Below are 24,499 nucleotides of genomic sequence, written 5' to 3'. Positions count from 1 at the left end.
CTCGGTGGTGCGGGAGGCGGGGGCGAGTGTGTCCACGGTGTGGAATCCGCAGGTGATGACCAGGGTGAGGAACAGTCCCGGCAGGAGGGCGACCCCGATCGCGGGGCGGGGACCGGGCTGGGCCAGCAGGGGCAGCCAGCCCAGGAGGAACAGGGAGCTGGTGGCCAGGAGTTGGGTGGTGGTCGTGCCCGGCCAGGCCCTGCGCGCGTAGATCAGGCCGCCGAGGAACGACCCGGTGGAGAACGCCGCGGGCAGCACTCCGGACAGCAGGGGCTGGTGGTGGGTGGCGGCCATGCCTGCGGCCCACACGTTCATCGCGCCGAGGGTGAAGCCGGTTCCGGCGAGCGCCAGGAACAGAAGGACGAGGGCGGTGTTCATCAGCCGCCCGCTGCCCGCCGCCCCGCTGTTGGGGGCGGCGGGGTGCCAGGTCCGCGACGGGGCGGCGGTCAGCACCACGACGGTGCCGGCCAGGCCCAGTACGGCGGTCACGGCCAGCGCCGCATCGGGCTCGTACGCGGTGGCCAGCCAGGAGGCGAGCAGCGGGCCCGCGATGTAGAGAAGTCCCTGGGAGCCGGTGTCGAGGGCCTGGACGACGCGACGCTGTCCGGGGTCAGTGAGCACGCTCGGCCACAGGGCCCGCAGCCCGGCCTCCAGAGGCGGCGTGAAGACCCCCGCCACGCCGACCACCGCAGTGACGGCGGCCGGGTGCCCGCTCGCCCCGATCCAGATGAGGGCGAGCAGACAGCCGGAGTTGACCAGCACCGCCGGGGCCGAGACGCGGGTCTGCCCGTACCGGTCCATGAGCCGGCCCTTGACCGGCTGGGACAGCCCCGACGCCAGCCCGTACAGGGCGGCGAGCATCCCGGCGAAGGCAAGGCTCCCCCCGGCTGCGGTGATCCACAGGACGAGGGAGACGGGGACCATGCCGTTGGGCAGGCGACCGGTCAGGGTGCCGGCAAGCAGGCGGGCGACGTGCCGGCTGCCGAGAACGGCACCGTACGTGGCAGGCGGCGGGGTGGCGGTCGGGGTGGCGGCCAGGGTCAACAGGGCAGGGCTTTCCGTCAGATGGCGTGCGAGATGAGGTTGAGGAGCTGGGCCGGGCCGCTACCGGCGTCGGGCGGGCATCGCGCTGGTTGGCGGGGCGGCCGCTATCCGGGGTCGTGGTCAGTGCCGGGGCGGTCGGCGCCCGGAGGTGGCGGGGGGCCGGGATGCGGTACGGGGGCAGGACGGCGACCGCGGGGTCAGGAAGGTCGGGCTATCGGCGGCCGGGGACGGCCCCGGCCCGTGGGGGCAGGGCAGCTGGAAGAGCGCTCGCAACGGCCGCAGAGCTGCGCACGGCGGCGGCCGGTGCTGGGGTGAGCGCTGGGTGGGCCGTGCGGGCCAGGCCGATCAGCTCGCTTCCTTCCATCAGCCACAGCGCCAGGGGATCAACGGCGGGGACCGCCGCAGGCGTGTCCGGGCCGCTGCCGGGTGGCCGGGTACCGAAGACGGCGTCCATGCGCTCCACGAACGCCACCTCCTGCGCGCCGACAGTGCCGGGGGAGGCCTGCCGCACGGCGGCAATGAGGCCAGGGGCGTGCGTGGTGAAGCGCGTGAAAGCGGCGGCCAGGTCCGGCTGTGGCGGACTCTGCACGGTGCCGGGTTCGAACGCCTCCTGTGCCCAGGCGAGGTCATCGGCCAGGTGGTTGAGGTGGGATTGCAGGACGGCTCGGCGGTATTCGGCCAGCAGCACGGAGGCGACCCGGCGCGCTGCGGTGACAGCGGAGGGCTGCACGGTGATGCTGCGCGGCGGCACCACCCCCTCATCCAGGTACATGTCCCTGGGGGCGAGCGCGCCGACCTGGTACCTGGCGTCGTCGGGGGCTTGGACGACGGCGAGTTCGACTCCGGTGTCGCTGCTCAGCACGGCTGCCCATGGCACCCGGCGCTTGTTCACGGTGTGCAGCAGCGGGCCGTAGAACTCGGCACCAGGCTGGGGGCTGGTGTCCCACACACAGGCTGCCAGGTCCTCCTGCCAGAGGGGCAGGGAGTAGTTCTCGACCTTCACGGTCCACTGGCCGGGCAGGTGCTCGGCCATGTCCCGGGCGAAGTCGCCGACGTAGGGCTGGTGGGTGGCGGTGACTTTGATCTGGCAGGCGCGGGCGAGTTCGTGGACGTCGGTCAGGGCCTTGCGGATCCGGGGCATGTTGTCCAGGGGCAGGACGTAGTTGCCGTCGCCGTCCTTGGTGAATCCGGCGACCAGCAGGATCTTGCGGGCCCAGCGCCAGTTGTTGCCGGTGACGAGGGCGACGATGCCGTCGTGCTTGCTGGTGAAGAGGTTGATCTCGGCCGAGTTCAGTGAGGTGTCCTTCCTGGGGAGGGGGCGGTGGGTGCCTGGCGGGGCCAGGTGGCGGCGAGGTGGTCGATGCCGAGCTGGTGAAGGAGCCGGTCGGCGACGTCGAGGTGGTCGCTGGTGCGCTGGTAGCGCTCGCCGAGCCGGGGGTGTCCGTGCTCTCGGCACCAGGTGCCGGCGGTGAGCAGGAAGTCCCGCAGGGCCAGCAGCGTGCTGTCGTGGGTGCCGGTCACGGTGTCGACGAGGATGTGGAACTGGGCTGGCGTCTCGGCCGCGGCCAGTCGGCGTGTCCAGTCCCGAAGGGCGTCGGCGGGATCTGGCAGCTCCAGAAGGTCGAGGAAAGGGCTGGCCTCCGTGCGGGCCTGGCGGCGCAGCTCGCTGGGCGAAGGCAGGCCGCGGTCGGGCTCTGGGGTGGTGGTCATGGGCAGGTCCTGGTGGTCAGCGGGTACGGGGCACCGCTGCGGGCGCAGCCGGTGCCGGGATGAGGCAGACGCCGGCGCCCTGGCGTGTGTTGTTCCGTGCGGGACGGTCGTCGGGGGTCAGAGCGGGGTCGAGGCGGGTCGCGTAGCGGGCGGCACGGAGCATCTCGGCTGCGTAGGAGGCGTGTTCGTTCTCCCAGTCCTCGCCCATGTCGAAGGGGAGCCGGTGCCAGGTGGCGCGCAGGGTGGGCTGCCTGATGAACCCGGCACGGTCCAGCAGGGCGGAGGCCAGTGCGTCGATGGGGCCCTCGGCCTCGACCTGTCCGCCCCTGCCGCGCGTGATGGAGATGATCGCGGTGTCCTTCGTCAACGGCTTCGCCCCGGCCCGGCGGCTGCTGGTGCGTTCGTCGGCAGCCCGGTGGAGGCAGCGGGCGCGGGGCGGCCGGGAGCGGCGGGCCGGTACTGCGGGGAGCGGACCGCGGCGGCCTGGGCCACGGTGGTGCGGTACCACGCGCGCGGGTCCGGTGCCGGGGCGTTCTGCTCCGGTGGGATGTTGGCGGGGTCGAGGGAGTAGTCGGCGTGGACCGGGTAGCCGCTGGCGCGCAGGCTGGCGACGGCCTGGCGGGTGCGCCGGGGACCGTCGTGGCCGGAGGTGGTGAGCAGGTAGACGCCGTGCAGGCCGTGGAGCGGCTGGAAGCCGAGGCGGGTGAGGTACCACTGGCTGATGTGGTGGGGGATACCGGTGGAGGAGGCGACGTACCCGTACTGCGGGTGGCTGCCGAGAACGAACTGGCCGGACAGAGGCGGGCTCCTTACGGGTCAGCGGAGTGTGGCGTGCGTGGTGGCGGCCGGGGCGGCGGCGGGCGGCACGGCGCTGGTGGCCAGCTTTGGAGCCGGCGAGGGCGGGCGGCCGGGGACCGGCCCAGTCGGCTGCCACAGCGCCGGGTGGTCGCTGAACCGGGTGCGGGGGTCGGTCGCCCATCCCACGACGGGGCCGCGCTGTTCTTCGCGGAGGCTGATGACTTCGATGCCTTGGTCGTAGAGGACGTAGCCCCAGTCCAGGCCGGATGCCTGCCCATCTCGCACGGTCATGCGGGTGGGAGGTGATCCGTCGGGAGTGATGACGTCGAGGTGGTCGCTGGCGTACCGCTCACCGCGGGTGAGGGCGGTGACCAGCTCGTCGGGAGCGCCGTCGAGGAGGTCGGTGCCGAGCGCGGACCAGCCGACGGGTACGTCGTCGATCAGGTGGCGGGTCATGGCGTCGAGGTCGCCGGCGAAGCGGTGCTGGTAGGCGGCCAGCAGGAGCGGCAGGTGGTGGCTGGGGTAGCCGTCCCAGTGGACGTAGATGCCCTCGTAACCACCGGGGTCGGTGGGGCGGGCGATGAAGGAGCGGGTGGCCAGGGGATCCTCCGGAGGACGTGGGTAGGCGGTCAGCGGGAGCGGCCGGGTATGGGCCGGGCGGTGCCGACGGGGACGGCGGAGCCGAGGGAGCGCGGGGCGCGCACGGACGAGGGCGTGGGGGCGAGGGCTCTCATGCGCTCGGTGGCATCGTGCAGGGTCTCGCCGACGTCGCGGAGTTGGGCGGCGGCCTCCTCGAAGTCGGCGCCCAAGTCGAAGGAGTCGTCGGCCTCGGACTCCTTCGCTTTCTCCCCGGCGGCTTCGAAGAAGTCGGCGAGACGGGCCAGCAGCCCGTCGGCGGGGTCGAGGATCTGGTCGACGAGAGCGGCGGCGCGGTCAGGGTCCGGGGCGCCGCTCAGACGATCGGTGAGGCTGAGGAGTAGCAGGCCGTAGGCGTATCGGCCGTCCGGATCGGAAGGGGTGGTCAGGTGTCCGGGCCCGGGGCCGCGGGAGCGGGCGTGAACGGTGTGGGCAGAGGGTGGCTCCGGGTTGGCCGGCCGGGCGGGTCAGACGCCCGGCTGCGGGTGGTGGAAGTGGGCGACCGGATAGCCGAGTGCGGTGAGGGCGTGGACGGCCCGGTGCACCAGATGCTCCTGCTGCTCGACGGGAAGTTCCGACGGTGCGACGTAGGCGTTCAGGCGGGAGCAGTAGGAGAATCCACGCCCCCACAGCAGGCGGTGGACGGGGTCGGTGCGCGGCTGGGTCATCCGTGCGGCGGTGTGGGCTCCGACGTGGATGCTCACGGGGTGGTGCAGCATGTGCGTGCTGCCTCCTGTCATGGGGTTCTAGCGGCGGGGCGCTGCAGGGCCGGACGAGGGGGTCGGCGGAGGAGCCGGTGGCTGCTGCCCGAGGTGGCTGCCCGGTCGTGCCGGGGTGTCGTACTCCTGGCGGAGTGTGATCTCGACGGCGCGAGCGGCCTCGCCCATGGAGGCCAGCAGACCGCTCGCAGCCCTCCACACCGCCTTGCGCGGGGAGTCGGCCGAGGACCGCTCGCTGTGCTCGTAGCGGTGGCCGGCGGCGAGCAGGTAGTCGCTGAGGGCGCCCACGAACGCTTCAGAGGCGTTGAGCACGGCACTGGTGACGACAGCGGCCTCGACAGGTGTGGCTGCCTCGTCCAGGGCCTTCAGGTAGGGACGCAGGTCGGGGGCATCGAGGGGCGGTTCAGGGAAGCGGTGGCGGGCCAGGAGGCCAGCGGCATCCCTCCGCGCCCACCGGTCCAGGTCAGCCGCAGTGGTAGACCCGGTCGAGTGAGAGTGGATCTGCTCGGCGTCGCGGCCGACGTTGTCGTACAGCTCGAAATCGGGGTTCAGGGCGGAGACTTTCGGGTCCGGGGCGCGGACGTTACGCGGCCCAGTCGTCTTCGACGTCGAGGTCGTCGAAGGAGACATGCTTGTAGTCGAAGACGGCTGCTTCCAGAGGGGCGAGGCGTTCGAAGGACGGGTTCTGCCGGAACGCGTCGGTGCGCTCGAAGACGTACTTCTGCTTCGCCCCGTCCGCTGTGATCGTCCGGATCGTGTTCTGGGCGGCGACACGGCCCCACGCGGTCATGTCGGTGAACGTGGCATCCTTCATCCACACCCAGACCCCATGGCCGAGCTTCATGATGCTCTCTGGGTGGTAGAGCCCGCCGGTAGTGCGGTTGCGACGGGGGCTGCGGCGCTCGCCGAGATCGCGCAGCGCGCCCTGCGCCGCCTTCCTGAGCAGGACGCTGTGCAAGTCCGGATGCTTGTCCAGCTTCCCGCAGAGGATGTCGAGCATGTCGTTGGTGTGCATGCGGCCGACGTCGGTGGTTGCCTCATGAGCCGCGTCGAGGGCGAGCTGGCGCAGCTTCGGGTCGGAGACACGCTTCACGGCAGGTCACGCTCCTTCCACACGGTCGCCATCTCGGCGAGCGCCTCGGAGGCGAATGCGATCACTTCGCGGGTGACAGGGCGGCCCGGCAGCGCGAGTTCGGGGTCGTACTGGTTGAAGGTGCGGCTGCCGCGGATCTGCGCGAGAGCCGGCACGATCTCGCACAGCAGCTGCGTGGCTACCCGGCGCTGGCGTACCTCTTCCTCAAGGCGGGCCTTGTGTTCCGCCCAGGCACCCTGGATGGTCAGTTCGCCTTCCACCACCCTGTCGGCAAGCTCGGGGTCCTCCTTACGCAGCCGAGCGAGCTGTGATTCGTGGGAGTCGGCTTGCGCCTTGCGCTCGCGAGCGGTCGCATAGGCATCGTCCAGCGATACGACGCCGGAGATCACGCGGTCGATGAGATCGGAGGCGTGGCGCAGGACGGTGCGGGCCTGTCCGATCCGGGCGAGGGAGACCCCGGCCTGTTCAGAAACTGAACGGGCCGTCTGTTCAGTCTCTGAACGGCCTGGATGTTCAGAAACTGAACAGGCGGTGGCGGCGATCATGGCGAGCTGCCCCTTGGTCAGGTGGCGCCGGCGGCTGTTGACCGCCAGGGAGTAGGCCCGAGGGTCGTCGCCGTCGTAGCTGGTGAATGCCGCTTCAGTGCCTGTGAGTTCGCAGGCCCGCAGGCGGCTTCTGCCGTCGAGGACGCGGCCGGTGGGGTCTAGAACGATGGGGTGGAGCAGGCCGAGTTCGCGGATGCTGTCGGCAAGGGCCTGGAGTTCCTCTTCATCGAGCATGGGGAAGAGGGCGGTGGTCGGGTGGGATTCTATGGGGCCCTCCTGGAGGGGATTCGGATGTGAGGGGTGGCCCGGTGAGGTGGGCAGACCTCAGTGCATGCGGGCGTCGGTGTCGAACAGGTGCTGTTCGGCCGGATGGAGAAGATGTTGAACGATGAATGATCTGCCTGCGACCTTCCACAGGCCGCGCCCGCGGCTGAGGTGGGAGATCGCCTCGGTTTCGACGCTGGTGAGGCCGAGCAGGGCGGCGGCTGCGTGGAGTTGGTCGGTTTCCTGCCGGTAGACGATGCGGGTGGAGCAGTCGGCGAGGAGTCCCTCGGCCAGGGCCCGGCCCTGGGATCCGGCGTCGCCGGCGGAGAGCAGGTCGGAGAGGCGGTGGACGACCATGAGGTTGGCGATGCCCAGGCCGCGGGAGAGCTTCCACTGGGCTTGCATGCGCTGGAGCAGGGCGGGGTGGCGCAGGATGCGCCATGCCTCGTCGTAGACGATCCAGCGGCGCCCGCCTCGGGGATCGGTGAGGGCGGATTCCATCCAGGCGGAGGCGCAGGTCATGGCGAGGACGAGGCCTGTGTCGTCGCCGGAGCCGCCGAGCCGGGACAGGTCGATGCTGAGCATCGGGGTGTTCGGGTCGAAGGCGACGGTGGAGGGGGCGTCGAACATGCCGGCGAGGTCGCCGTGGACCATGCGGCGCAGGGCGTGGGCGAGGTCGCGGGCGGCGTCGCCGAGGTAGCCGGAGACGGTGCCGGCGGCCTGGTCGAGGAGGGCGGGCTGGGCGAGGGTGTGGGCGATGTCGCCGAGAAGCGGGGTGCGCCCGGCGTGGGCGGCGGCCTTCACGACGCCGTCGAGGGCGATGTCGAGGGCGGTGTGCTCCATCGGCATCAGGTCCCGGCCCAGCACCGTGCGGGCGAGGGAGCCGAGCAGGAGCAGGCGCCGCTTGCGGATCTCGCCCGCCCAGTCCGCTTCCGGTACGGACGGCGGCCTGGGCGCTGCGTCGAGAGGGTTGAGGCGGCCGGGCAGGCCGGGGCCCAGCGCGATCGAGGTGCCGCCGAGCGCCTGGGCAACGGGAGTCCACTCGCCCTTCGGGTCGCAGGGCACGTAGACGCGGTAGCCGAACGCAACCGACCGCAGCGCGAAGGACTTCGCCAGCGCCGACTTGCCCTGGCCGATGACCCCGGCCAACAGCACGTTGGGGTTGGTGAACCCTTCGACCTTGCCGTACAGGGTGAACGGGTCGAAGGTGAAGGCGGCTTCGGCGTGGACGTCGCGGCCGATGTAGATGCCGTCGGCGCCGAGTCCGCCTTCGGCGAGGAACGGGTACGCGCCGGCGGCGACCGCGGTGGTCATGCGGTGGGCGGGCAGCCGCAGGCGGCTGCCGCGGGCGGAGGCGGGACCAAGGCGCCCGGCCGGGGGGTGGACTGCCAGTGGCATTTCCGCTTCGGCGGGCTCGGGTCCGTGGGCAGCGGTGGTGGCTGCGCGGGCTTTGGCCTCGGCTTCGGCGAGCTGTTTGCGGGCGGCGCGGCGGCTGGCGCGGTCGGTGCCGTGCGGGGTGAACAGAGGGGAGGCGCTGGCGCGGCGTGCGCGGCGGCCGGGGCGGTGCTGCTGGGGCATGGGGCGGATCGATTCTGCGGTGGCGGCCGCTCACACGGTGCCGGCGGTGGGGGGGCTGTGGTCGCTGGGGGTGGTCTTGCGGCGGATGGAGTGCCCGGAGGCGAGGTGGCGCTGGCAGATGGTGAGGACGGGCGGCCCCTCGGGCAGCGTCTCGGGGCGGCAGACGGGGTCCGCGCCGGCCTTCGAGGCAGCGGGGAGGGTGTGGAAGGCGTCGTGGACGCCGGCTGCGGCCTGCCACAGCCGCAGGTGAGCTGCGGCGAGGTGGCGTCCGGCTGCCGGGTGGGCGGGCCGTGTGGCCTCGGCGAGCTGGTCCAGGAGCAGGTGCAGTCCGGTCAGGTGGCCGTGCAGGACATCGAGGTGGGCGCGGTCGGCCGGAAAGCCGGCGGTGGCGCTTTGGCGGGTGTGGTGGCGGATGCCGGCGGTGGCGGCCCGCAGGTAGGGGTGCGCGTCGCCGGAGTCGGTGAGGGAGGAAGCCAAGAAGCAGGGCGTCTTTCTGTTGGGCGGGTCAGCGGCGGCGGGGCGGTAAGCGATGGTCGGTCCGTGCCGGTTACAGGGCGGTGCGGGCGAGGGGGAGGGCGGCGAGGGTGAAGGCGTCGGGCTGCTGGTAGGCCAGGCGGCGCAGGTCGACCTGGGAGGTGACGGCTGCGGTCTCGATCTGCGCGCAGGCGGCGTCCAGTTGGGCGTCGGTCTCGGCGGATACGGTGAGAAGGCCGGTGAGGGCGACGTCGGCGTGCCCGGCGATGAGCTGGCGCTCGCGTTCCTTGACGTCGGTGTATTCCACGGAGTCGGCTTCGGAGTCGACCTGGCCGCGGCGGGCCCGTTCGTTGGCATCGGCGATGATCGTGGCCTTGGTGCGCTGCACGTCCCGCAGCGCGGACTCGAGCTCCTGGGGGACGTATATGAGGGAGAAGGAGCGGCGGACACCGGCGGTGAACATCAGCCCGTGCAGGAAGCCCGGCGCGGTCTCGGTGCGGGGCCAGTTCTCCACCCAGTAGGTGGCGTGGCGGGCGGTGTCGGTGATGACCCGGTCGTACTCCTCGACCTGGACGACGGGTCCCGCGGCTGCGGGGTTGGCCTCGGCTCGCCCGTGTTCGGACCACTGCTGCAGTGAGGACAGGGCCCTTGGGTCGTAGGCGGTGCGGACGACGGCGGCGATCTCCCGGGCGGTCAGCCAGCCGGTGACCATCAGACCCGCGCTGCGGGCGGCCTGGGCGACGGAGGCGGTGGTCTGCCCCAGCACGGTGAACGCTCCGGGGAGGCCGCCGCCGGCCTGGGAGATCAGGCGCTTGGCGGCCTTCATGTCCAGGGAGACCGCCAGGTACGTCTCGTGCGGTGCGGCGGCCGGTCCGGCGGAGGCGACGAGGTCGGCGTACACCTGCCCGGCGACCGGGGCCTGGGGGTGGCCGTGGGTGGTCCAGTGGCGGGTGAGGGTGTCGCCGGAGTCGGGGACCGTGCGCTCCAGGACCTGGACGGTGGCGATGTGCCCGGTGCGGGCGATGCCGGCCAGTGCCCGCCCCCAGGCACTCACGTTGGCGTTCTGGGTGGCGGGGTCGAGGAGGGCGAAGGCGCGGGAGGTGACGCGGGCCACGGCGGTGAGGGTCTGGTGGTGGGGGTCGTGGACGGCGGCGGCCTGGGATCCGGCAGGGGTGACCACCTGCAGGGAGGCGGCGGTGCCGGGAAGGTGGAGCAGGCCGTCGACTTGCGGGCGGGAGACCGCGCGGGCCAGCCACATGGTCTGGCCGGTGCGCCGGCGGTGCGCGTAGCGCAGGACGATCGGCGCCCAGTCGATCAAGGAGCGGCCGTGGCGGCGGATCGCGACGAGGGCGGCGACGGCCGCCCACAGGGGGGTCAGGGCGAGCGCGCCGAGAAGGCCGGTGGAGACGACGGTCGCCAGGAGCAGGGCGAGGGCTGCGGAGGTGAGGACGAGCTGGGGCAGGGACAGGCCGAGGAGGATGCCGCGCCGGGACCGGTGGGGGAACTTGATCGTCAGTGGGGACAGGGAGAGATCAGACAAGGCAGGGGCCGCTTTCGGGGCGCGGGGCTGGCGCCCGGGCGGGACACGCGGTGTGGGCGTCCCGCCCGGGCTGGGGCGAACGGATCAGGAACCGGTCGGCGGGGGTGACGCGGTGAACGGGCTGCCGGCGGATCCGGCTGTCGCACTCGGGGTGCCCTGGGGCGGCACCTGCTGTGTGCTGCGCGGTACCGGACCGGCACCAGGGCTCGGGGAGGTCGGCCCGGCCTGCGGACCGGGGCTGCCCCCGAGGTGGCCGCTGGTGTCCTGGTTCACGCGGGTCGGCGGAGGCTGGACCACCTTCGACAGCCCATCGGTGAGCCCGCCTCCCGTGGACGGCATCGGCGCGGTGTTCTTCTCCCCGCCCGCGCCGCCGGTGGGGCTGGCGGCGACGTCGCCGGGGAACTGGCCGGGGACACTGGCCGGCCCCTGCGGGGCGGCGCCTGCTCCGGCGGCGGCGCCTCCGGCACCGCCGGTCGCGGCCATCGCGGCGGCCTTGCGGGCGGCCTGCTCGGTGTGCTGCTTGGCGATCTGCGCGCCCGCGCCGCCGGCCCGGTGGATGGATTCGCCGTCGGTGCCCTCGGCGGCCCAGTGCACGAACTTGAACGTGGCGTACGGGCAGAGCAGGACCAGCATCATGATCACGGCACCGGCGAGGCAGTCGGCGAGCGCGGCCATGCCGTCCTTGGGCTCGGTCCGTCCGAGGGCGGAGACACCGAGCAGGAAGACGATCGTCATCAGCAGCTTGCTGACTACCAACGTGGCAGTGGCTTCGATCCAGCCGCGGCGCCAGCGGCGGGCGGCTTCCCAGCCGCCGCCGGCTCCGGCGAAGACCGCGAGGGTGACCAGGACGAGGATGCCGACCTTGCGGACCATCATCACGCACCAGTACAGCAGCGCTCCGATCGCGGAGCCGAGGCCGACGACGGCGGGGATCATCCAGCCCAGCGGCACCATCGAGCCGACGTAACTGGCCTTGACCATGCGCCGTACGGCTTCCTGGATGGAGGTGTCCGCCGCGGCGAACAGGCCGGCCGACAGCGCGTCGACGACTTCGATGGCCGCGGTCGTCAGCGCGATGGCGGCGAAGGAGAACAAGACACCGGAGGCGGTGCCGGTGAACGCCTGTGCCAGTGCCTGGCCGTCGCGTTTGACGGCGGCCCGGATGAGCTGGGCGCAGAAGGTGGCGACCAGGATGGTCAGGCCGATGGGCAGCAGCAGTTCGTAGTTGTCGACAAACCACCCGGCGCGCAGGTCGACCTTGGTGGTGGTGTCGACGGCCTCGGCGGCCAGGTCGGCGGCTCCGGCGGCGAACTCACCGACCGACTTGGCGATCCAGTTGCCGATGCCTTCGGTGATGGCCTTACCCGGATCGTTGACGAAGTCGATGGCGTCGGCCGCGGTGCACAGCTTGCTCGCCAGAGGCAGGGAGCAGAAGTCCACGGGGAGTGGGACCTCCTTATCGGTTCAGTGGCGGGCTACGGGGCGACGCTCGGGGCGAGGGAGACCAGGGCGCAGTCGGCGCCGGGCCGGCACTGGACGGCGAGGGTGACCGAACGGTCCTCCGCTCCGCCCCCGCCGTCCTTCCATGCGATGGACTGCTTGCCGGTTACGGTGACCGCGTAGATGTACGCCTCGGTGATCGCCGTCGGGTTCTCCGCGAGGGCCTGCTTGAACGCGGAAGGGAAACGGGCGTCGGTCACGGTCGCGGTGGCATGCTGGGAGTTGTCGGCCATCCGCGACCACAGGACGGGGTCCGGAATCTGGGCGGACAGGGACGTCCAGTCGGTGTACTTCTTCTCCGCGGTCATCCAGGCGTGCATGCCGGCGAGCTGCTGGTCACGGCTAGTGGTGCGGGTGTCGTAAGACCACAGCATCACCGCCGCCGCCCGCCCGTAGGCCAGCGGATCCGCCAGCCGCGGCGGCGCCGGAACCGAGCCCGTACCCGTGCCGGGCTTCGGCGCGCCCGGTGTGGACGGTGAGGGCTTGGCCGAGGCCGGCGCCGTTGGCGTGCGGGCCTTGCCCTGGTCCCGGCTGGCGAGGAGGGCCGCGGCTGCGGCGACCGCCAGCAGCACGGCCGTCACGGTCACCAGGACGGTGATCCGCCGCTTGGCGGACCAGTGCGAGGTGGCAGGGTGCAAGGGGGACAGAGAGCGCCTTCCCATCAGCGGACCTGGGTGCCGAGGGCGGAGAAGAAGGCGACGATGCCGTTGGCGGCGCCGAGACCGAGGGCCGCGCCGGCGGAGACTACGGCTCCCTTCTTGCCGTTGGCCTCGGCCTGGTGGCCGCCGGTGTGGTGGCCCCAGGCCCACACGCCGAGGGATACGGCCAGGGCGCCGACGACAGCGATGATGCCGAACATGTTGATCGAGCTGACGACGTTGCGCAGGACGTCAAGTCCCGGGAGGCCGCCACCCTTCGGGGTGATGCCGGGGTCGAAGGCGAGGTGGGTGACGCGGTCTGCGAGTGGAATAGGTATGGCGGAGCTCCTTGCGTGCGCAGGGCAAAGCGGCCGTGCGGAATGCGGGGGAAGGGAAGAGGGCGCTCGGGGCGCGTGAGGGGGCCCGGATCAGGCCGGGGCGCAGGAGGCGGTCAGCTGCCCAGCGCGGGGATGCGGCGGACGGCGAGGATCTGCCAGTCGCCGACCTTCTCGATCCGCACCGGACGCCCGGTCTTCGGCGCGTTGATCACGAGCCCTGCGCCCATGTACATGCCGACGTGCTCGGGCACGGCTGCGGTGCCGCGGGTGAAGAGCAGGTCACCGGGCTTGAGGGCACTGGCCGGGACCGGGTCGCCTTCCTTGACCTGGGTGTACGTGGTGCGGGTCAGCTGGACGCCGGCCTTGGCGTACGCCTGCTGCATCAGGGAGCTGCAGTCGCAGCGGCCCATCGGGTCGGGCCCGCGCGGGGCGAGACATGTGCCGCCCCACTGGTACATCGTGCCGAGCTGGTGCATCGCCCAGTCGATGGCGGTGCGGGCCTTCGGCGAGGCGTCCGCGGGGATCTTGTACCCGTCGGGGACGGCGCCTTCGGGGATCTCACCCCAGCCGGACCCGTCCTCGCCTGGCCGGCAGCCGCCCGTGCCGCCCCCGCTTCCGGTGTCGGGCTGGCCGGGTTGGGTCTGGCCGCCGTTCGGGAGGGTTTTGACGATGGCCTGCTGCAGTGCCCGGGCGAGAGGCTCCCACTGGGCGTAAGCGTCCGGGTAGCCGGAGCGCTGCACCGCTTGGGCGGCTTGGGTGATGGTCATCTGCTGCCAGCCGTTCACCTCCAACAGCCCCTTGTAGAAGCGCGTGGAGGCGTACACAGGATCGCGAATCTGCTCGGGGGTTCCCCAGCCCTGGCTGGGCCGCTGCTGGAACAACCCCAGGCTGTCGCGGTCGCCGTAGGTGAGGTTGCGCAGGCGGGATTCCTGGATGGCGGTGGCGAGGGCGACGAGCTGCCCACGCTCGGGCACCTTCATCGCGACGCCAGTGGCCACGATGGTCTTGGCATGCGGGATCTGCTCGGCAGGCAGTTCCAGGCCTTCAACACGAAGGTTCTGGTCGGCGCCCTGGCCGCCGAGGATGGCCGCGACCTGCCGGGCGACGGCACCGGTGTCGACGGTGCCGCCGCCAGGGGTGCAGTTCACGGACCGGGAGGCACCGGCGCTTCCGGCCGCCGCGATGGCGGCAGTGCCGGCGAGGAGAAGGGGGGTCAGGCAGACGACGCCGAGAGCGGCGGCTACGGCCTTCAATCCGGTGTGCCTCCCCGCTCGCCGGGCGGTGCCGGCGGCCGGGATTCAGGCAGGGGAGGGCAGGGTCGTGTCACAGCAGTGTCCTTGGGGGGTGAAGCCCCGGCCGCGCGGTCCGTGGAGCGTGTGAGAAGGGCGCGTCGTGCCGGGTGATGGGTGATCTAGAGCTCCTGCCGGGGCCGGCTCGAGTTGCCTCTCGCTCCGGTCTGGCAGGGCGCGGGTTCAGGTGTGCCTGGGCGCAGGGATCCTCCGTGAGGGCATGGGTGGGGGAAGCCATCCAGCAGTCGGTGCGTGCCGTGGTGGTTCCAAAACTGTAGGTGCCGATCGCCGGTTGACCAAGAAATAGATGATCAAGGCTCTATTTCAAGGGTTTTGGCCGCGACCGTGGTCAACCGGGGATCGTGCCCTACAGTTTTGGGACTCCCCCTTGCAACTACCGGCGCTTTCTGCCGTGGCCTTGCCATGCCCGCATACCGCCTGGCTGGCGTGTGCCCCATTGGCGCGTTCTGGGGAGCCCCATCCCTTTCCCGACCCAGATTGGGGTATCTCTTTGCCTTTCTCCCTGCACCAGGGTGACGCGCTCAGCGTCCTGTCCACTCTCCCGGACGACTGCGTCGACTCCGTCATCACCGACCCGCCCTACAACTCCGGCGGGCGGACCGCGAAGGAGCGCACCTCCCGGACTGCGCGCCAAAAGTACACCTCCGCGGACGCGGGCCACAGCCTGCCGGACTTCACCGGCGAGAACATGGATCAGCGTTCCTACGGCTTCTGGCTCACCCAGATCATGACCGAGGCCCACCGCCTCACCCGTGCCGGCGGGACGGCGCTGCTGTTCACCGACTGGCGCCAGCTGCCCGTCACCACCGACGCGCTCCAGGCCGCTGGCTGGCTGTGGCGCGGTGTCCTGGCCTGGCACAAGCCACAGGCCAGGCCCCAGAAGGGGCGGTTCACACAGAACTGCGAGTTCATCGTCTGGGGCTCCAACGGCGCCATCGACGGGGACCGGAACGAGGTCTACCTGCCCGGCCTGTACTCGGCCTCGCAGCCCTCGGGCAAGAACAGGCGGCACATCACGCAGAAGCCCGTGGCGGTGATGCGGGAGCTGGTCAAGATCAGCCCGCCGGGCGGCACGGTGCTGGACTTCTGCGCAGGCTCCGGATCCACCGGCGTCGCCGCCCTGCTGGAGGGCCGCGACTTCATCGGCGTGGAGAAGACCAAGCACTACGCCGAGATCGCCACCGGCCGGCTCACCGAAACCCTCCAGCAGACCCTCACCCAGGACGACTTCACCCTGTCCGCCTGATACCGCCCACCGTCTCACGGGGGCAGATTCCCGAGGTTTCGACCCGCGTTCCTGTCCGGTTTCCGGGCTTTGTAACACGGGATCCCCGGTTAGCCAAACCGGGGATCCCGTGGATCGTTGAAGTCCCCTTCCCGAATTCCCCATGCCGTCTACGGCTGCGAGGAGACCCCTTTCCCGTGCACGAATCACCAGACGCCACCGGCGGCGAGGAACTGGAACCGGTCCGGATACCGGAATCCGACCTTGAAAGCATCCAGGCCAGCGTCCTCAAACTCCTGGACCGCTCAGCCGAACAGGCCCGCCAGCTCGACAGCCTGGCTACCGCCCCCGCCCCGATGCCCTTCCCCGGCTTCGCCATGCCCTCGCTCCCCGGCATGCCGGGGATGTCGGCGCCGCCCGCGCTCCCGCCGGAGCCGCGGCCGATCCTGGAGCTGGAGGGCGAGGAGTACGAGAACGAGCTCGACACGCTCACGGACTGGGTCGAGGACTTCCTGATGCGCGTCTACGGCGCGGAGATCACCACCGCCGCGCCGTGGTGCGGGCAGTGGCAGGAACACCTTGACGTGGTGGCCTGGCTGCATGCCCTGTGGCTGGCCTACCTCCAGCACAAGGAACCCGACGCCGGCCTGGCGGGGATCTTCGTGTGGCACCGGGACTTCCTCACCCACGCCATGGCCGCCGTCCGCGCACCGGGCGGACCTCTCTCCGCCTGCCAGACCGATCCGGACCGGCCCGCCCACCGTCTCCTGCGCGGTCCCGGCCGCTCCGACCGGACCGCCGATCCGCACGCCGAGGACACCCCTGGCATGAACGGGACCGTGACGTGAGCGGGCCCGAGCCCCGGCCCGCGTTCAGCCTCAACTTCGATCCGCGCGCCTGGAACGACCTGCTCGCCGCCCCGAGCGACATTCGCGACCTCGCCCTCGCCCAGCTCCAGGACGTCGTCAACGCCCGCCTGTTCGGCGGCAAGCTCACCGGCGACCTCGCCGGCCTACGCAAGCTCTACGTCGACCACCGCGCCGCATGGCGCATCGTCTACGCCCAGCGCCCGGCCCCGGCGGGCTCCGCCTTCCGCACCGAAATCCACGTGGTCGCGGTCCGCCCGCGGGACCGCCACGACGTCTACAACACCGCCGCCGCCCGCCTGGGCATCAAGCGGCGCCCCGTCAGCGCGCTTACCCACGCCGCCCGCGCCCGCTCCCCCCAGCTGGACGGCTACCGGCCCGTACCCAAGCCCGGCGCTGTGCCGTACCCGATGCCGGGCCTGCCCCAGCCCGCACTCACTTCCCTCACCACGAAAGGTCCCACCCGTTGACGACCTACCCCAACCTCCTCGACGCCTTCGCCCACAGCCTCCTCGGAACGGCACCGAAGCCGGAGAACCCCCAACACCGGGCCCTCCTGGACGCCCACACCACCGTCCAGAACCTTGAAGGCCAGCTCCTGGAGAGGTTCTCCCGGCCGCTGCCCGAGAACACCTCGCCGCAGACGTACGTGGAGGAATGCACCGAGCTCCTCCTCGACCGGCTCGCCGCCGGTGTCGAGCTGTCCCTCCTGCTGTCCGCCCCCTGCGCCCCGGTCACCGGCAGCGCCCCGCCCGCCGCGGGCGAGCCCGATGCGGACGCGGACTGCTGCCGCCCGAGCGGAGACGTCCCGGCCGAACCCGAGTGCCTTCCGTGCGGGCAGGGGCCGGAGGACGGCCGCTGCCGGCAGGCCGGCGCGGAACCGGCCGATCTGCTGGATGCGTGCCTGGTGGTGTTCTGCACGCTTGGCGATCCGGACGCTCTGGCGTCGGCGGACCTGGTGGAGGGACTGCGGCGCCTGCCCGGCACCGCGGAGGGCCGCTGGTCCTACGCCGACCTCACCCAGCCCCGGCTGGCCCAGCTGCTGGCTCCGTTCGGGATCCAGACTCGCGACATCACCCTGCCGGACGGCCGGCGCCGCAAGTCGTATCGCCGCACCGCCTTCGTCTCGGCGGCGTGGGGCGAAGACCTCTGCTGAACCGGGACGCCGCCCCACGCCCCCTGCCTGGCGCGGCGGTTGTGCTTGCCGGTATCCGGCGGGCTGCCGGTTCGGACATCGCCCGCATCGACGCGTTCCACCGCCGCTGCTCACCGGCCGGTCTTCACCTGCGGTGGGGGCGGACCCGCGTTGCAATCCGCGATGTCGAGCGCCTGCTGGCCGTTGGTACGACGTGGCTGGGCCTGGATGCCGCCGGGCAGGTGACCGCCGTGGCCACCACCGGAGGCATCAGTGGCGAGCCGCAGGTGATGGACCTCGGCCTGCAAGTCGCCGACGCCCATCAGCAGCGCGGTATCGGCACGCTGATGGCCCGCCACGCCGCCGCGCACGCCCGCCGCAGCGGAGCCCACACCCTGTCCGTTTACACCGCGGCGTCGAACACGCCGATGCTCCGCATCCTGCGCCGCCTCGGTCCCGCCACAAAGACACCACACGGCAGCCACGTGGACGTCCGCGTCCAGCTCACGAGCTGACGCACGCCGTCCGGCCCTTGAACACCTCCGACCGCTTCCCCCATCTCCGGGAGCCGCCCATCTCCACCACACCCGCCTCCTCCTCAGCGCCGGATGCGGCGCTTGCCGACCGGATCCACACCGTCACCGGTCACAGCGTGACCGGCCTCGCCGAGTACCACGAACGCGGCCTGCTCGACGAGCCGACGGCGGCCCTGGCCGACGCCCACCGGCTGATGCGCCAGGCGCAGCGGGCCGTGGACTACCACCGCGAGTACCTGCGCCGGCTGCTGTTCGACGAGCCTGTCGTGGACACCACGGTCGCGGACCGCATCGACCGGTCCATCGGCCACCTGCGGCAGGCCGCCGCCACCCGCGACACCCACCGCGACGCCGTCCTCGCCGCCTTGTCCGAACTCCAGTGCGCCGGCCCCGCACGGCCGGACACCAACGGGACACCGGACCTGTCGGCCCCGGACACCGCCGCGCTGCTGGCCATCGCCCGCGGCGCCAAGCTCCACGAGAACCTGCTCACCCAGCGGCTGTCGGTCATCACCGCCTCCGGCACCCGCATCGCCTACTCGGCACTCCAAAGGCTCGAGTCCGCCGGCCTGGTCGCGCGGGACGCTACCCGCCCCGTCCACGCCGGGGTCCCCCTCACCCTGACCGAGGCCGGACGCGCCACGCTCACCGGACCCCGGCGTACGAACGCGCCCGGGTCCCCTCCGGCCGTCCGCGCCGGTGCCTGGCCCGCGCCTGCCACTCGGGCCCATCGCTGACTCCGCCCGCCCACCTCACGCACGACGAATGGACCTCCTTGCCACCCTCCGACTACACGCCTGACCTCCGTCTCGGCGGCCTGCAGCCTGCGGACCCCGCGACGGGGGAGAGCATCGGGTCCGTGGAGATCAACTCCGACATGATGACCACCCTGGCCGCCCATCACACCCCGGATGGCAGCACCAGCTTCTTTGTGCTGCACGACGGCACGGCTACCTGGGGAATCCCTGGCGAGCCGCAGCTGATTGCTCTACACCTCGCCCGCGACAACACAGCACGTACGTTCACGGCCGACCTCGTCAGGCTGCCGCTGCCGTCCATGGCCCAGTCCTGGCTGATCAAGCGAGGCTGCCCCGCTGATGCCATCGCTTTGAAGAGGGGGATCGGCACCAAGCCTGCGCACGAGACCACCGCCGCGCTGGAGCGGCAACTGATGAGCGACGGGGACAACTTCGCCCTCCTGTTCAGCTACACCGAGGACTCCGGCCCGAAACCGCAGATCACGGTGCTCTTGCGGGCCCTCGACGAGCGGACGCCGTACCCCTACCGGGTCCTGTTGGAGGAGGTGGACACCGGCACGTGGACCCACACCCTGCGCGAGGGCGGCTTCGAGACCTTCGAGGCTGCGGACGCGTGGCTGGAGGACCGCGCCACCCCGCTCCCGGCCCCGCCGCCGCTGCGGGCAACGGGCGCACGCACTCCTGCGGCCCCGGCACGCCCCCCGGCCGCTACCACAGGTCCGCGTCCGGGACGGTCCCGCTGACCGCGCTGCGGGCGGAGAAGGTAACAGCACATCCCCGGTTAGCCAAACCGGGGATTGTCCGGACTCTTGAATCAGCCCGGCGGTCCTACGCCGCCCGGGTTTCCCACCCCTGCCTGTCGCCCTGGGCGAGGCATGCCCACTTTTTTAGAGAGGAGTCCACGGTGTCCCAAGAGCTGGAGTCCGACGATGTCGTGGGTGTCATCACCCAGCAGATCGAAGCCCGATACGGGATCACCCTCGACGAGCTGCGGGCCGCGGTCACGGCGGCACCGGGCGCCGATCCCGGCGCGACCACGGTCCTGCGCTGGTACGGGCATCTCACCGATGCCCAGGAAGCCCTCACCCGGGCCGAGGACGCGCTCGTCGCGGAACTCGGCAGCACCCCGGGCGAGCTGGACGATCCCGCCATGGCCCTGGCCCACCAGGTGAACGCGGCGGTCTCCGTCCGCGACGGCCGCGCCATGGTCGTGCGCTACCTGCTCGACGGCAACGCCCCCGGCAACCGCGCTGCCTGGTCCGCACGCACCAACGGACTGGCTCCGGCCGTCCGGACCACGCCGGTTGCCCGGCCCGCCACCACGGTGCCCGTGAGGGGGGCTGTGCGATGAGCGCTTCCACCAAGCCCTCCAGCCAGGACACCCGCCTCGAAGAGCTCTTCGGCGCCCCGGTCGGCGAGCTGTACGAGCAGGCGGCGGCCGGGATCGCGCCGCTGGCTGTGTCGCGGGCGCTGGAGCTGCGCTCCTTCCTCGCTCTGACCGAGGAACAGGTTGCCCGGGTCCGGGACCGGGTGTACGCCGCCATGGCCCCGGACCGGGACATGGACGAGCTGTCGGCCGCGCAGCTGCGGATGGACTCGCAGTGGATGGACGCCGCCCTGTCCGCCCGGGGCGAGTACCTCAACGCCCTGGGCGAGCTCCTGAAGACCATGCCCGCGCCGACCAATCCTCCCCGCCGGCCGGTCGCATTCGATCAGCAGCGTCTCGCTGCCCGGCTGAGTCCCCGTCCCGCCCCGGCCGCCTTACCGGCACAGCCCGCAACGAGAGGCCGCTGATTGCCCCACCGCACCTCCCAAGCCATCACCGAACGCATCGAAGCCCTCTACGGCCGTCCCCGTGCCGAACTCGAAGCCCACGTGGACGCCACCGGCCACGCCAGCATGCTGGCCGCGCTCCTCGGCTCTGTCTCCGCGGTCGAGTTCGCCGAACGCGACATCGCCTTCCAGGCCGAGCGCCTGCGCCAGCTCACCCACCCCGACCGTGAGATCGGCCGCTTCACCGCCGGACACCTCCTCGACTGCGCCCGCCGCATCGGCGAGGCCGTCGCCGTCCGAGACTCACAGGCCCGGCACACCTCCGCCGTCCTGCAGAGCCTGCACCGCACCCCGGCACCCGCCGAGCAAGTCCCGGCCATGCCCGGCCTGCCGGCCCCCGCACCCGCTGCCCCGGCCGCGCGGACGCGCTGAACCTCCTTCACCCACGTTCCAGGAGCACCCCTTTGCCTACCCCTGGCATGCCCGAAACCGTTGCCGCCGACCTGTCCCGCGTCACCGAAAGCCTGCAGATGCTGGCCCCGCGCTGGAACGTGTGGGTGCTGATGACCCTGGCCGAACAGCCCCTGCGCTACAGCGACATCAAGACCCGCCTGCCCTGGCTCGTCGACGGCCAGCTCCACCCCAAACTCCGCAAGCTCACCGACACCGGACTGGTCGAGCGCACCGCCCTCGACCGGCGCAACGTCCTGTATGGGCTGTCCGCCCGCGGCAAGGCGGTGCTGCCGGTGCTGCCGGAGCTGGCCCACTGGGGCCGGACCCACCTGGAGAAGGACACCGCCGTGGACGCCGTGACGGGCCAGCGCGTGCCCAAGGCGATGCCGCAGGCCCAGGACATCGAGGACACCCTCACGCTGCTCGCCCCCCGGCACGCCACCGCGATCCTGTGGACGCTCCAGTCGCGGGGAGCGTCCAGTGCCAAGGCGCTCGCCGCCAGTGTGATGCCCGGCTCCAGCCTCTCGGTGATCTACCAGCCGCTGCAGCGGCTGGCCGAGGACGGCCTGATCACACGTGACCGTCACCGCGACGGTCACGTCGAGCTGACCGCGGCCGGCCGGAACTTGGCACCGGTCTACCGGGCCCTGTCCGCCTGGGCGGCAGGCCGCCCACTGGCGGTCGCCGGTGACCACCAGATCTGGGGGCCGGCACCAGAGCCCTCCCCGGCCATGACCGGCGGGCCCGGTGTGTGGCTCACCGCCCAGCCCCGCCACCCCGCACCAGCACCCCGGCCGACCCAGACCGTCTGGAAGCCGGGCGACATGTTCTCCCACACCACCCCCGCCCGCCCGATCACCCCCGCACCGGCAGGAGGCCGCACCCGATGAACATCTCCCACACCCCCGCCTCCCCGACGTCCCGGGCCGCCGACACGCTGGCCCACATGGGGCTCATCCGCCTCATCAGCGAGATCGACGACAACGGACCCCTCCAGCGCCGCATGCTCGCCACCACCCTGCACGGCCTCTCCCGCCGCCAGCTCACCCACGCCACCACCACCGGCCGCACCCTGGGCCTGCTGCGCACCGGACGCCAGGGCGGCAACGCTGCCTACGTCCTCACCGACGCGGGACGCGATCTCGCCGAGGTCTACGACACTGCGGCCCGCTGGGCCCGCACCCACCACTACCCCCACCCGGTCAGCGACTTCACCACCCGCGTCCAGGCAACCCTCACCCTCCTCACCCTGCACCCCGGCGCCACCGACGAGGCCGGGCCGGACGACGAAGCCGCGCGCACCTTGAACTCCGTACGGGCCGCCCTGTCGCAGTGGGCCGGCGACCACGGGGACGCCCTCGCCACGAACCCGGTGCCGGCAAGCGCGCAGGACGGGATGGACCTGGCGGCGTGAGCACTACCTCCAACGTCCCGGCCGGAGCGGGCCTGGGGACCCGCACGGTGGCCGAGGCCGTCGGCACCGACCCGTCCGTGTGGGCGTTCGCCGCGATGCAGGACGCGCCCGGCCACGTGCAGGCCGTGGTGCTCGCGGTGATGAACACCGCCCACGAACTGGACACCGTGCAGCGGCACCTCCTCGAAGACGTCGTCCGCGCGATCGAGGAGCTGTCGAAGACCGCGGCCGGCACCGACAGCCTCCGGGCCACCGACGGCCTCCTCGGCGACCGGGGCGCCCGCATCGAGCGCCTGGCCGTCCGCCGCGGGGAACTCCTGCGCCGCCTCGATGCCCACCTGACCCTCTACCAGGCCGCCGACTCCGGGCCCAAGCCGTCGGCCGGGCCGACGAGGACAGCGGGCCCGGCGCATCCGGCGGACTCCCCGCCGCAGGCGCGCGGCCCGCGCCGCTGACCCCGCTCCTCCTCCTTCTCTCTGTTCAGCTCGCTGCGGCGGGCGCCGTTCTTGTGTGAAAGCGACGATGACCACCGAGCTCGTGATCGCCGGCCCCCGGCACGCCCTCCTGCCGCAGCTGTCCCTACTGCGCCGGATCTACCTCCCCCGCACCGCGGACGCCGCAGCCTTCGCGATGACCACGTACGGCATCCCGCTGATCGTGCTGGCCACCACCGGCTCGGCGACCCTGACCGGCCTGGCATTCGCCCTGGAGTGGATACCCCGCCTCGCCGCATTCTCCCTGGCCGGGGCGATGGTCGACCGGCACGGCACCAAGAGAGTCTTCCGCATCGCCTCCGTACTGCGCGCCCTGGTCGTGCTGGCCGCCGCGTTCATCCTGCCCGCCCTGGCCGGAGGCATCGGCGCGACCGTCACGGTGATGGCGCTCGCCGCCACCACCGGCGTGGTCACCGAGTTCTCGTACATCGCCGCCGAGACCGCCGGCGCCACCGCCAGCAGAGACGCAGGCGAGCAGGCACACCGGGTGCAGTCCGTCCTGCTCGGCATCGACCAGACCGCCACCCTCGCAGGCCCCGCCGCCGCAGGATTCCTCCTGCACTGGGCCGGGGTCACCGGCACACTGATCACCATCGCCGCCTGCTCCCTCCTCGGCGCGCTCCTCGCCCCCTGGCACCGCGAACCCCGCCAGGTGGACCCGGCCGCCTCCGCCCTAACCGGACTCGCCACCGGCTGGAAGACCCTCATCTCCCTGCCGGCGCTCGCCTGGCTGATCGCCGGACTCACCGTCTCCAACATCGCCACCGGCATGCTCCAGGCCGCCGCCCCGATCATCGTCGTCCAGCACTTCGGGCACTCCAGCGCCGCAGTCGGCGTCATCTGGTCCGCCGCAGCAGCGGCCTCCCTCCTCACGGTCGCCTGCTGCCGCTTCGCCATCGACCGCGTCGGCCTATGGCCCACCGGAGCAGCCAGCGCCCTCGTCGCCGCCGCGGCCGGACTCGCCGTCTCCCAGGCCGGGACCTACACCCAGTTCCTGGTGCTCACCGCCGCGCTGATGGCCGGCGAGGGAGGCATGACCGTCGTGCTCCGCACCCTGCGCTCCCACCTCATCCCCGAACAGGTCTTCGGTGCCACCCTCAGCATCACCATCCTCGTGATGCTCCTGCCGTTCCCCCTCGCCGGCATCCTCGTCGCCCTCACCCCACCGGCCCTCCTCGGCCACGTCCTCACCGCCTGCGCCGCCCTCCAGGCCATCGGCCTCGCCGCAGCCTTCTGGCGCCTGCGCCGCGAACCCGCCATGCGCGACCACCACCCGGCCGTCACCTGACCCCCGTGGAACTGCCCATGCCCAACGACCAACCCGCAACCGTCTCGGCCTACACCGCCGACCAAGCCGCCTGCGCCGCAGCACTGCTCCGCACCCTGACCAGCCGCCTCCAAGGGCTGCCCGCCGACCAGGCCTCAGCCCTGGCCCGCCTGCTGCAAGCACCCGGCGGCCTCGCCACCGACATGCAGACCCTCCTCGAAGCCGCCCGCCACCCCGCCCCCGCAGACAAGGACCCCGCGTTGAACGACCCCCGACCGCTCCGCCAGCCCACCGGACGTATTGGTAACCCGCGTTGTCAGAACGTGCGGAATGGATGCTCAGCGGCGGATGAGGTCTGCCGCGTATGCGGCTCCAGGGCCCTCGCTTTCGA

Annotated in this window: 30 protein-coding genes and 2 pseudogenes; 15 read left to right on the top strand and 17 right to left on the bottom strand. The window is 72.1% G+C overall.

What is annotated here, in order from left to right; all coding sequences use genetic code 11:
* Positions 1 to 24 precede the first annotated feature (24 nt).
* From ACIF6F_RS29195 to ACIF6F_RS29115, 17 genes and pseudogenes are all read right to left on the bottom strand, one after another.
* Positions 25 to 1,044 (bottom strand): annotated as a pseudogene (locus tag ACIF6F_RS29195) (MFS transporter); the annotation flags it as partial.
* A 211-nt stretch (positions 1,045 to 1,255) separates the two neighbouring features.
* Positions 1,256 to 2,185 carry a hypothetical protein gene (locus ACIF6F_RS29190; protein ID WP_399953195.1) on the bottom strand — a complete coding sequence of 310 codons (930 nt, stop codon included), beginning with the start codon at positions 2,183 to 2,185 and terminating at the stop codon, positions 1,256 to 1,258.
* 149 nt (positions 2,186 to 2,334) lie between these two features.
* A complete protein-coding gene (locus tag ACIF6F_RS29185) occupies positions 2,335 to 2,754 on the bottom strand; it encodes a hypothetical protein (RefSeq protein ID WP_399953192.1) in 420 nt (139 codons plus the stop codon).
* Positions 2,755 to 2,770: 16 nt separating this feature from the next.
* Positions 2,771 to 3,121 (bottom strand): hypothetical protein, encoded by a 351-nt coding sequence (locus ACIF6F_RS29180; protein WP_399953189.1) that lies wholly within the window; start codon positions 3,119 to 3,121, stop codon positions 2,771 to 2,773.
* A gap of 449 nt (positions 3,122 to 3,570) precedes the next feature.
* The gene (locus tag ACIF6F_RS29175) at positions 3,571 to 4,008 is read right to left on the bottom strand and encodes a hypothetical protein (protein ID WP_399953187.1); all 438 of its coding nucleotides are present in this window, start codon (positions 4,006 to 4,008) and stop codon (positions 3,571 to 3,573) included.
* A gap of 173 nt (positions 4,009 to 4,181) precedes the next feature.
* Positions 4,182 to 4,361: a hypothetical protein gene (locus ACIF6F_RS29170; RefSeq protein WP_399953184.1), complete on the bottom strand. Its 180-nt coding sequence runs from the start codon at positions 4,359 to 4,361 to the stop codon at positions 4,182 to 4,184.
* 294 nt (positions 4,362 to 4,655) lie between these two features.
* Entirely contained in the window at positions 4,656 to 4,907 is a 252-nt protein-coding gene (locus tag ACIF6F_RS29165; protein ID WP_399953181.1) for a hypothetical protein, read from the bottom strand.
* 27 nt (positions 4,908 to 4,934) lie between these two features.
* Positions 4,935 to 5,537, bottom strand: a complete 603-nt coding sequence (locus ACIF6F_RS29160) for a hypothetical protein (RefSeq protein ID WP_399953178.1) — start codon at positions 5,535 to 5,537, stop codon at positions 4,935 to 4,937.
* Complete coding sequence (locus ACIF6F_RS29155; protein ID WP_399953176.1) at positions 5,491 to 6,000, bottom strand: hypothetical protein; 510 nt, start codon at positions 5,998 to 6,000, stop codon at positions 5,491 to 5,493. Before ACIF6F_RS29155 ends, ACIF6F_RS29160 begins: the two co-directional genes overlap by 47 nt.
* The gene (locus ACIF6F_RS29150) at positions 5,997 to 6,779 is read right to left on the bottom strand and encodes a ParB/RepB/Spo0J family partition protein (protein ID WP_399953174.1); all 783 of its coding nucleotides are present in this window, start codon (positions 6,777 to 6,779) and stop codon (positions 5,997 to 5,999) included. The genes ACIF6F_RS29155 and ACIF6F_RS29150 overlap by 4 nt, the downstream gene beginning before the upstream one ends.
* 90 nt (positions 6,780 to 6,869) lie before the next feature.
* A complete protein-coding gene (locus tag ACIF6F_RS29145; RefSeq protein ID WP_399953171.1) occupies positions 6,870 to 8,387 on the bottom strand; it encodes an ATP-binding protein in 1,518 nt (505 codons plus the stop codon).
* A 30-nt stretch (positions 8,388 to 8,417) separates the two neighbouring features.
* Positions 8,418 to 8,864, bottom strand: a complete 447-nt coding sequence (locus ACIF6F_RS29140; protein WP_399953168.1) for a DUF6238 family protein — start codon at positions 8,862 to 8,864, stop codon at positions 8,418 to 8,420.
* A 70-nt stretch (positions 8,865 to 8,934) separates the two neighbouring features.
* Complete coding sequence (locus ACIF6F_RS29135; RefSeq protein ID WP_399953165.1) at positions 8,935 to 10,401, bottom strand: SCO6880 family protein; 1,467 nt, start codon at positions 10,399 to 10,401, stop codon at positions 8,935 to 8,937.
* Positions 10,402 to 10,485: 84 nt separating this feature from the next.
* On the bottom strand, positions 10,486 to 11,841 hold the full coding sequence (locus tag ACIF6F_RS29130) for an ATP-binding protein (protein WP_399953162.1): 1,356 nt from the start codon (positions 11,839 to 11,841) through the stop codon (positions 10,486 to 10,488).
* Positions 11,842 to 11,876: 35 nt separating this feature from the next.
* Positions 11,877 to 12,563: a hypothetical protein gene (locus tag ACIF6F_RS29125; RefSeq protein ID WP_399953159.1), complete on the bottom strand. Its 687-nt coding sequence runs from the start codon at positions 12,561 to 12,563 to the stop codon at positions 11,877 to 11,879.
* Entirely contained in the window at positions 12,563 to 12,877 is a 315-nt protein-coding gene (locus tag ACIF6F_RS29120) for a DUF6112 family protein (protein WP_359923034.1), read from the bottom strand. The genes ACIF6F_RS29125 and ACIF6F_RS29120 overlap by 1 nt, the downstream gene beginning before the upstream one ends.
* Positions 12,878 to 12,990: 113 nt before the next feature.
* Entirely contained in the window at positions 12,991 to 14,130 is a 1,140-nt protein-coding gene (locus ACIF6F_RS29115) for a C40 family peptidase (RefSeq protein WP_399953156.1), read from the bottom strand.
* Positions 14,131 to 14,677: 547 nt separating this feature from the next.
* Between ACIF6F_RS29115 and ACIF6F_RS29110 the strand changes: the two genes are divergently transcribed.
* The 15 genes and pseudogenes from ACIF6F_RS29110 to ACIF6F_RS29040 form a co-directional block, all read left to right on the top strand.
* Entirely contained in the window at positions 14,678 to 15,433 is a 756-nt protein-coding gene (locus ACIF6F_RS29110; RefSeq protein WP_399953151.1) for a DNA-methyltransferase, read from the top strand.
* Positions 15,434 to 15,609: 176 nt separating this feature from the next.
* Entirely contained in the window at positions 15,610 to 16,260 is a 651-nt protein-coding gene (locus ACIF6F_RS29105; protein ID WP_399953148.1) for a DUF4913 domain-containing protein, read from the top strand.
* A complete protein-coding gene (locus ACIF6F_RS29100; RefSeq protein WP_399953145.1) occupies positions 16,257 to 16,748 on the top strand; it encodes a type II toxin-antitoxin system RelE/ParE family toxin in 492 nt (163 codons plus the stop codon). Before ACIF6F_RS29105 ends, ACIF6F_RS29100 begins: the two co-directional genes overlap by 4 nt.
* On the top strand, positions 16,745 to 17,434 hold the full coding sequence (locus ACIF6F_RS29095) for a DUF3631 domain-containing protein (RefSeq protein WP_399953140.1): 690 nt from the start codon (positions 16,745 to 16,747) through the stop codon (positions 17,432 to 17,434). The genes ACIF6F_RS29100 and ACIF6F_RS29095 overlap by 4 nt, the downstream gene beginning before the upstream one ends.
* A 41-nt stretch (positions 17,435 to 17,475) precedes the next feature.
* Entirely contained in the window at positions 17,476 to 17,928 is a 453-nt protein-coding gene (locus ACIF6F_RS29090; protein WP_399953136.1) for a GNAT family N-acetyltransferase, read from the top strand.
* A 17-nt stretch (positions 17,929 to 17,945) separates the two neighbouring features.
* Positions 17,946 to 18,686: a hypothetical protein gene (locus ACIF6F_RS29085; protein ID WP_399953131.1), complete on the top strand. Its 741-nt coding sequence runs from the start codon at positions 17,946 to 17,948 to the stop codon at positions 18,684 to 18,686.
* Between the two features lie 122 nt (positions 18,687 to 18,808).
* Positions 18,809 to 19,450 carry a hypothetical protein gene (locus ACIF6F_RS29080; RefSeq protein WP_399953128.1) on the top strand — a complete coding sequence of 214 codons (642 nt, stop codon included), beginning with the start codon at positions 18,809 to 18,811 and terminating at the stop codon, positions 19,448 to 19,450.
* Between the two features lie 161 nt (positions 19,451 to 19,611).
* Positions 19,612 to 20,058, top strand: coding sequence for a hypothetical protein (locus ACIF6F_RS29075; protein WP_399953125.1), 447 nt, complete (start codon positions 19,612 to 19,614; stop codon positions 20,056 to 20,058).
* Positions 20,055 to 20,501 (top strand): hypothetical protein, encoded by a 447-nt coding sequence (locus tag ACIF6F_RS29070; RefSeq protein ID WP_399953122.1) that lies wholly within the window; start codon positions 20,055 to 20,057, stop codon positions 20,499 to 20,501. Before ACIF6F_RS29075 ends, ACIF6F_RS29070 begins: the two co-directional genes overlap by 4 nt.
* Positions 20,502 to 20,912, top strand: coding sequence for a hypothetical protein (locus ACIF6F_RS29065; protein ID WP_399953119.1), 411 nt, complete (start codon positions 20,502 to 20,504; stop codon positions 20,910 to 20,912).
* Positions 20,913 to 20,959: 47 nt separating this feature from the next.
* Positions 20,960 to 21,823, top strand: coding sequence for a winged helix-turn-helix transcriptional regulator (locus ACIF6F_RS29060; RefSeq protein ID WP_399953116.1), 864 nt, complete (start codon positions 20,960 to 20,962; stop codon positions 21,821 to 21,823).
* Positions 21,820 to 22,347 carry a hypothetical protein gene (locus ACIF6F_RS29055; RefSeq protein WP_399953113.1) on the top strand — a complete coding sequence of 176 codons (528 nt, stop codon included), beginning with the start codon at positions 21,820 to 21,822 and terminating at the stop codon, positions 22,345 to 22,347. Before ACIF6F_RS29060 ends, ACIF6F_RS29055 begins: the two co-directional genes overlap by 4 nt.
* Complete coding sequence (locus ACIF6F_RS29050) at positions 22,344 to 22,802, top strand: hypothetical protein (RefSeq protein WP_399953110.1); 459 nt, start codon at positions 22,344 to 22,346, stop codon at positions 22,800 to 22,802. Before ACIF6F_RS29055 ends, ACIF6F_RS29050 begins: the two co-directional genes overlap by 4 nt.
* A gap of 67 nt (positions 22,803 to 22,869) precedes the next feature.
* Complete coding sequence (locus tag ACIF6F_RS29045; protein WP_399953107.1) at positions 22,870 to 24,129, top strand: MFS transporter; 1,260 nt, start codon at positions 22,870 to 22,872, stop codon at positions 24,127 to 24,129.
* Positions 24,130 to 24,134: 5 nt separating this feature from the next.
* Positions 24,135 to 24,499: pseudogene (locus ACIF6F_RS29040) on the top strand (hypothetical protein); the annotation flags it as partial.

It is taken from the genome of Streptomyces sp. NPDC086023, assembly GCF_044540325.1.
GTDB lineage: Bacteria > Actinomycetota > Actinomycetes > Streptomycetales > Streptomycetaceae > Streptomyces.
The sequence above is the reverse complement of the archived record's forward strand: the minus strand, read 5'-3'. Positions and strand labels throughout refer to the sequence as shown.

What these genes read in the sequence shown, in the direction of transcription:
- ACIF6F_RS29190 (WP_399953195.1), bottom strand. Translation starts at nt 2,185, where the DNA reads ATGCCCCGGATCCGCAAGGCCCTGACCGACGTCCACGAACTCGCCCGC.
- ACIF6F_RS29185 (WP_399953192.1), bottom strand. Translation starts at nt 2,754, where the DNA reads ATGACCACCACCCCAGAGCCCGACCGCGGCCTGCCTTCGCCCAGCGAG.
- ACIF6F_RS29175 (WP_399953187.1), bottom strand. Translation starts at nt 4,008, where the DNA reads ATGACCCGCCACCTGATCGACGACGTACCCGTCGGCTGGTCCGCGCTC.
- ACIF6F_RS29165 (WP_399953181.1), bottom strand. Translation starts at nt 4,907, where the DNA reads ATGCTGCACCACCCCGTGAGCATCCACGTCGGAGCCCACACCGCCGCA.
- ACIF6F_RS29160 (WP_399953178.1), bottom strand. Translation starts at nt 5,537, where the DNA reads ATGTCTCCTTCGACGACCTCGACGTCGAAGACGACTGGGCCGCGTAAC.
- ACIF6F_RS29150 (WP_399953174.1), bottom strand. Translation starts at nt 6,779, where the DNA reads ATGCTCGATGAAGAGGAACTCCAGGCCCTTGCCGACAGCATCCGCGAA.
- ACIF6F_RS29145 (WP_399953171.1), bottom strand. Translation starts at nt 8,387, where the DNA reads ATGCCCCAGCAGCACCGCCCCGGCCGCCGCGCACGCCGCGCCAGCGCC.
- ACIF6F_RS29125 (WP_399953159.1), bottom strand. Translation starts at nt 12,563, where the DNA reads ATGGGAAGGCGCTCTCTGTCCCCCTTGCACCCTGCCACCTCGCACTGG.
- ACIF6F_RS29070 (WP_399953122.1), top strand. Translation starts at nt 20,055, where the DNA reads ATGAGCGCTTCCACCAAGCCCTCCAGCCAGGACACCCGCCTCGAAGAG.
- ACIF6F_RS29060 (WP_399953116.1), top strand. Translation starts at nt 20,960, where the DNA reads ATGCCCGAAACCGTTGCCGCCGACCTGTCCCGCGTCACCGAAAGCCTG.
- ACIF6F_RS29055 (WP_399953113.1), top strand. Translation starts at nt 21,820, where the DNA reads ATGAACATCTCCCACACCCCCGCCTCCCCGACGTCCCGGGCCGCCGAC.
- ACIF6F_RS29045 (WP_399953107.1), top strand. Translation starts at nt 22,870, where the DNA reads ATGACCACCGAGCTCGTGATCGCCGGCCCCCGGCACGCCCTCCTGCCG.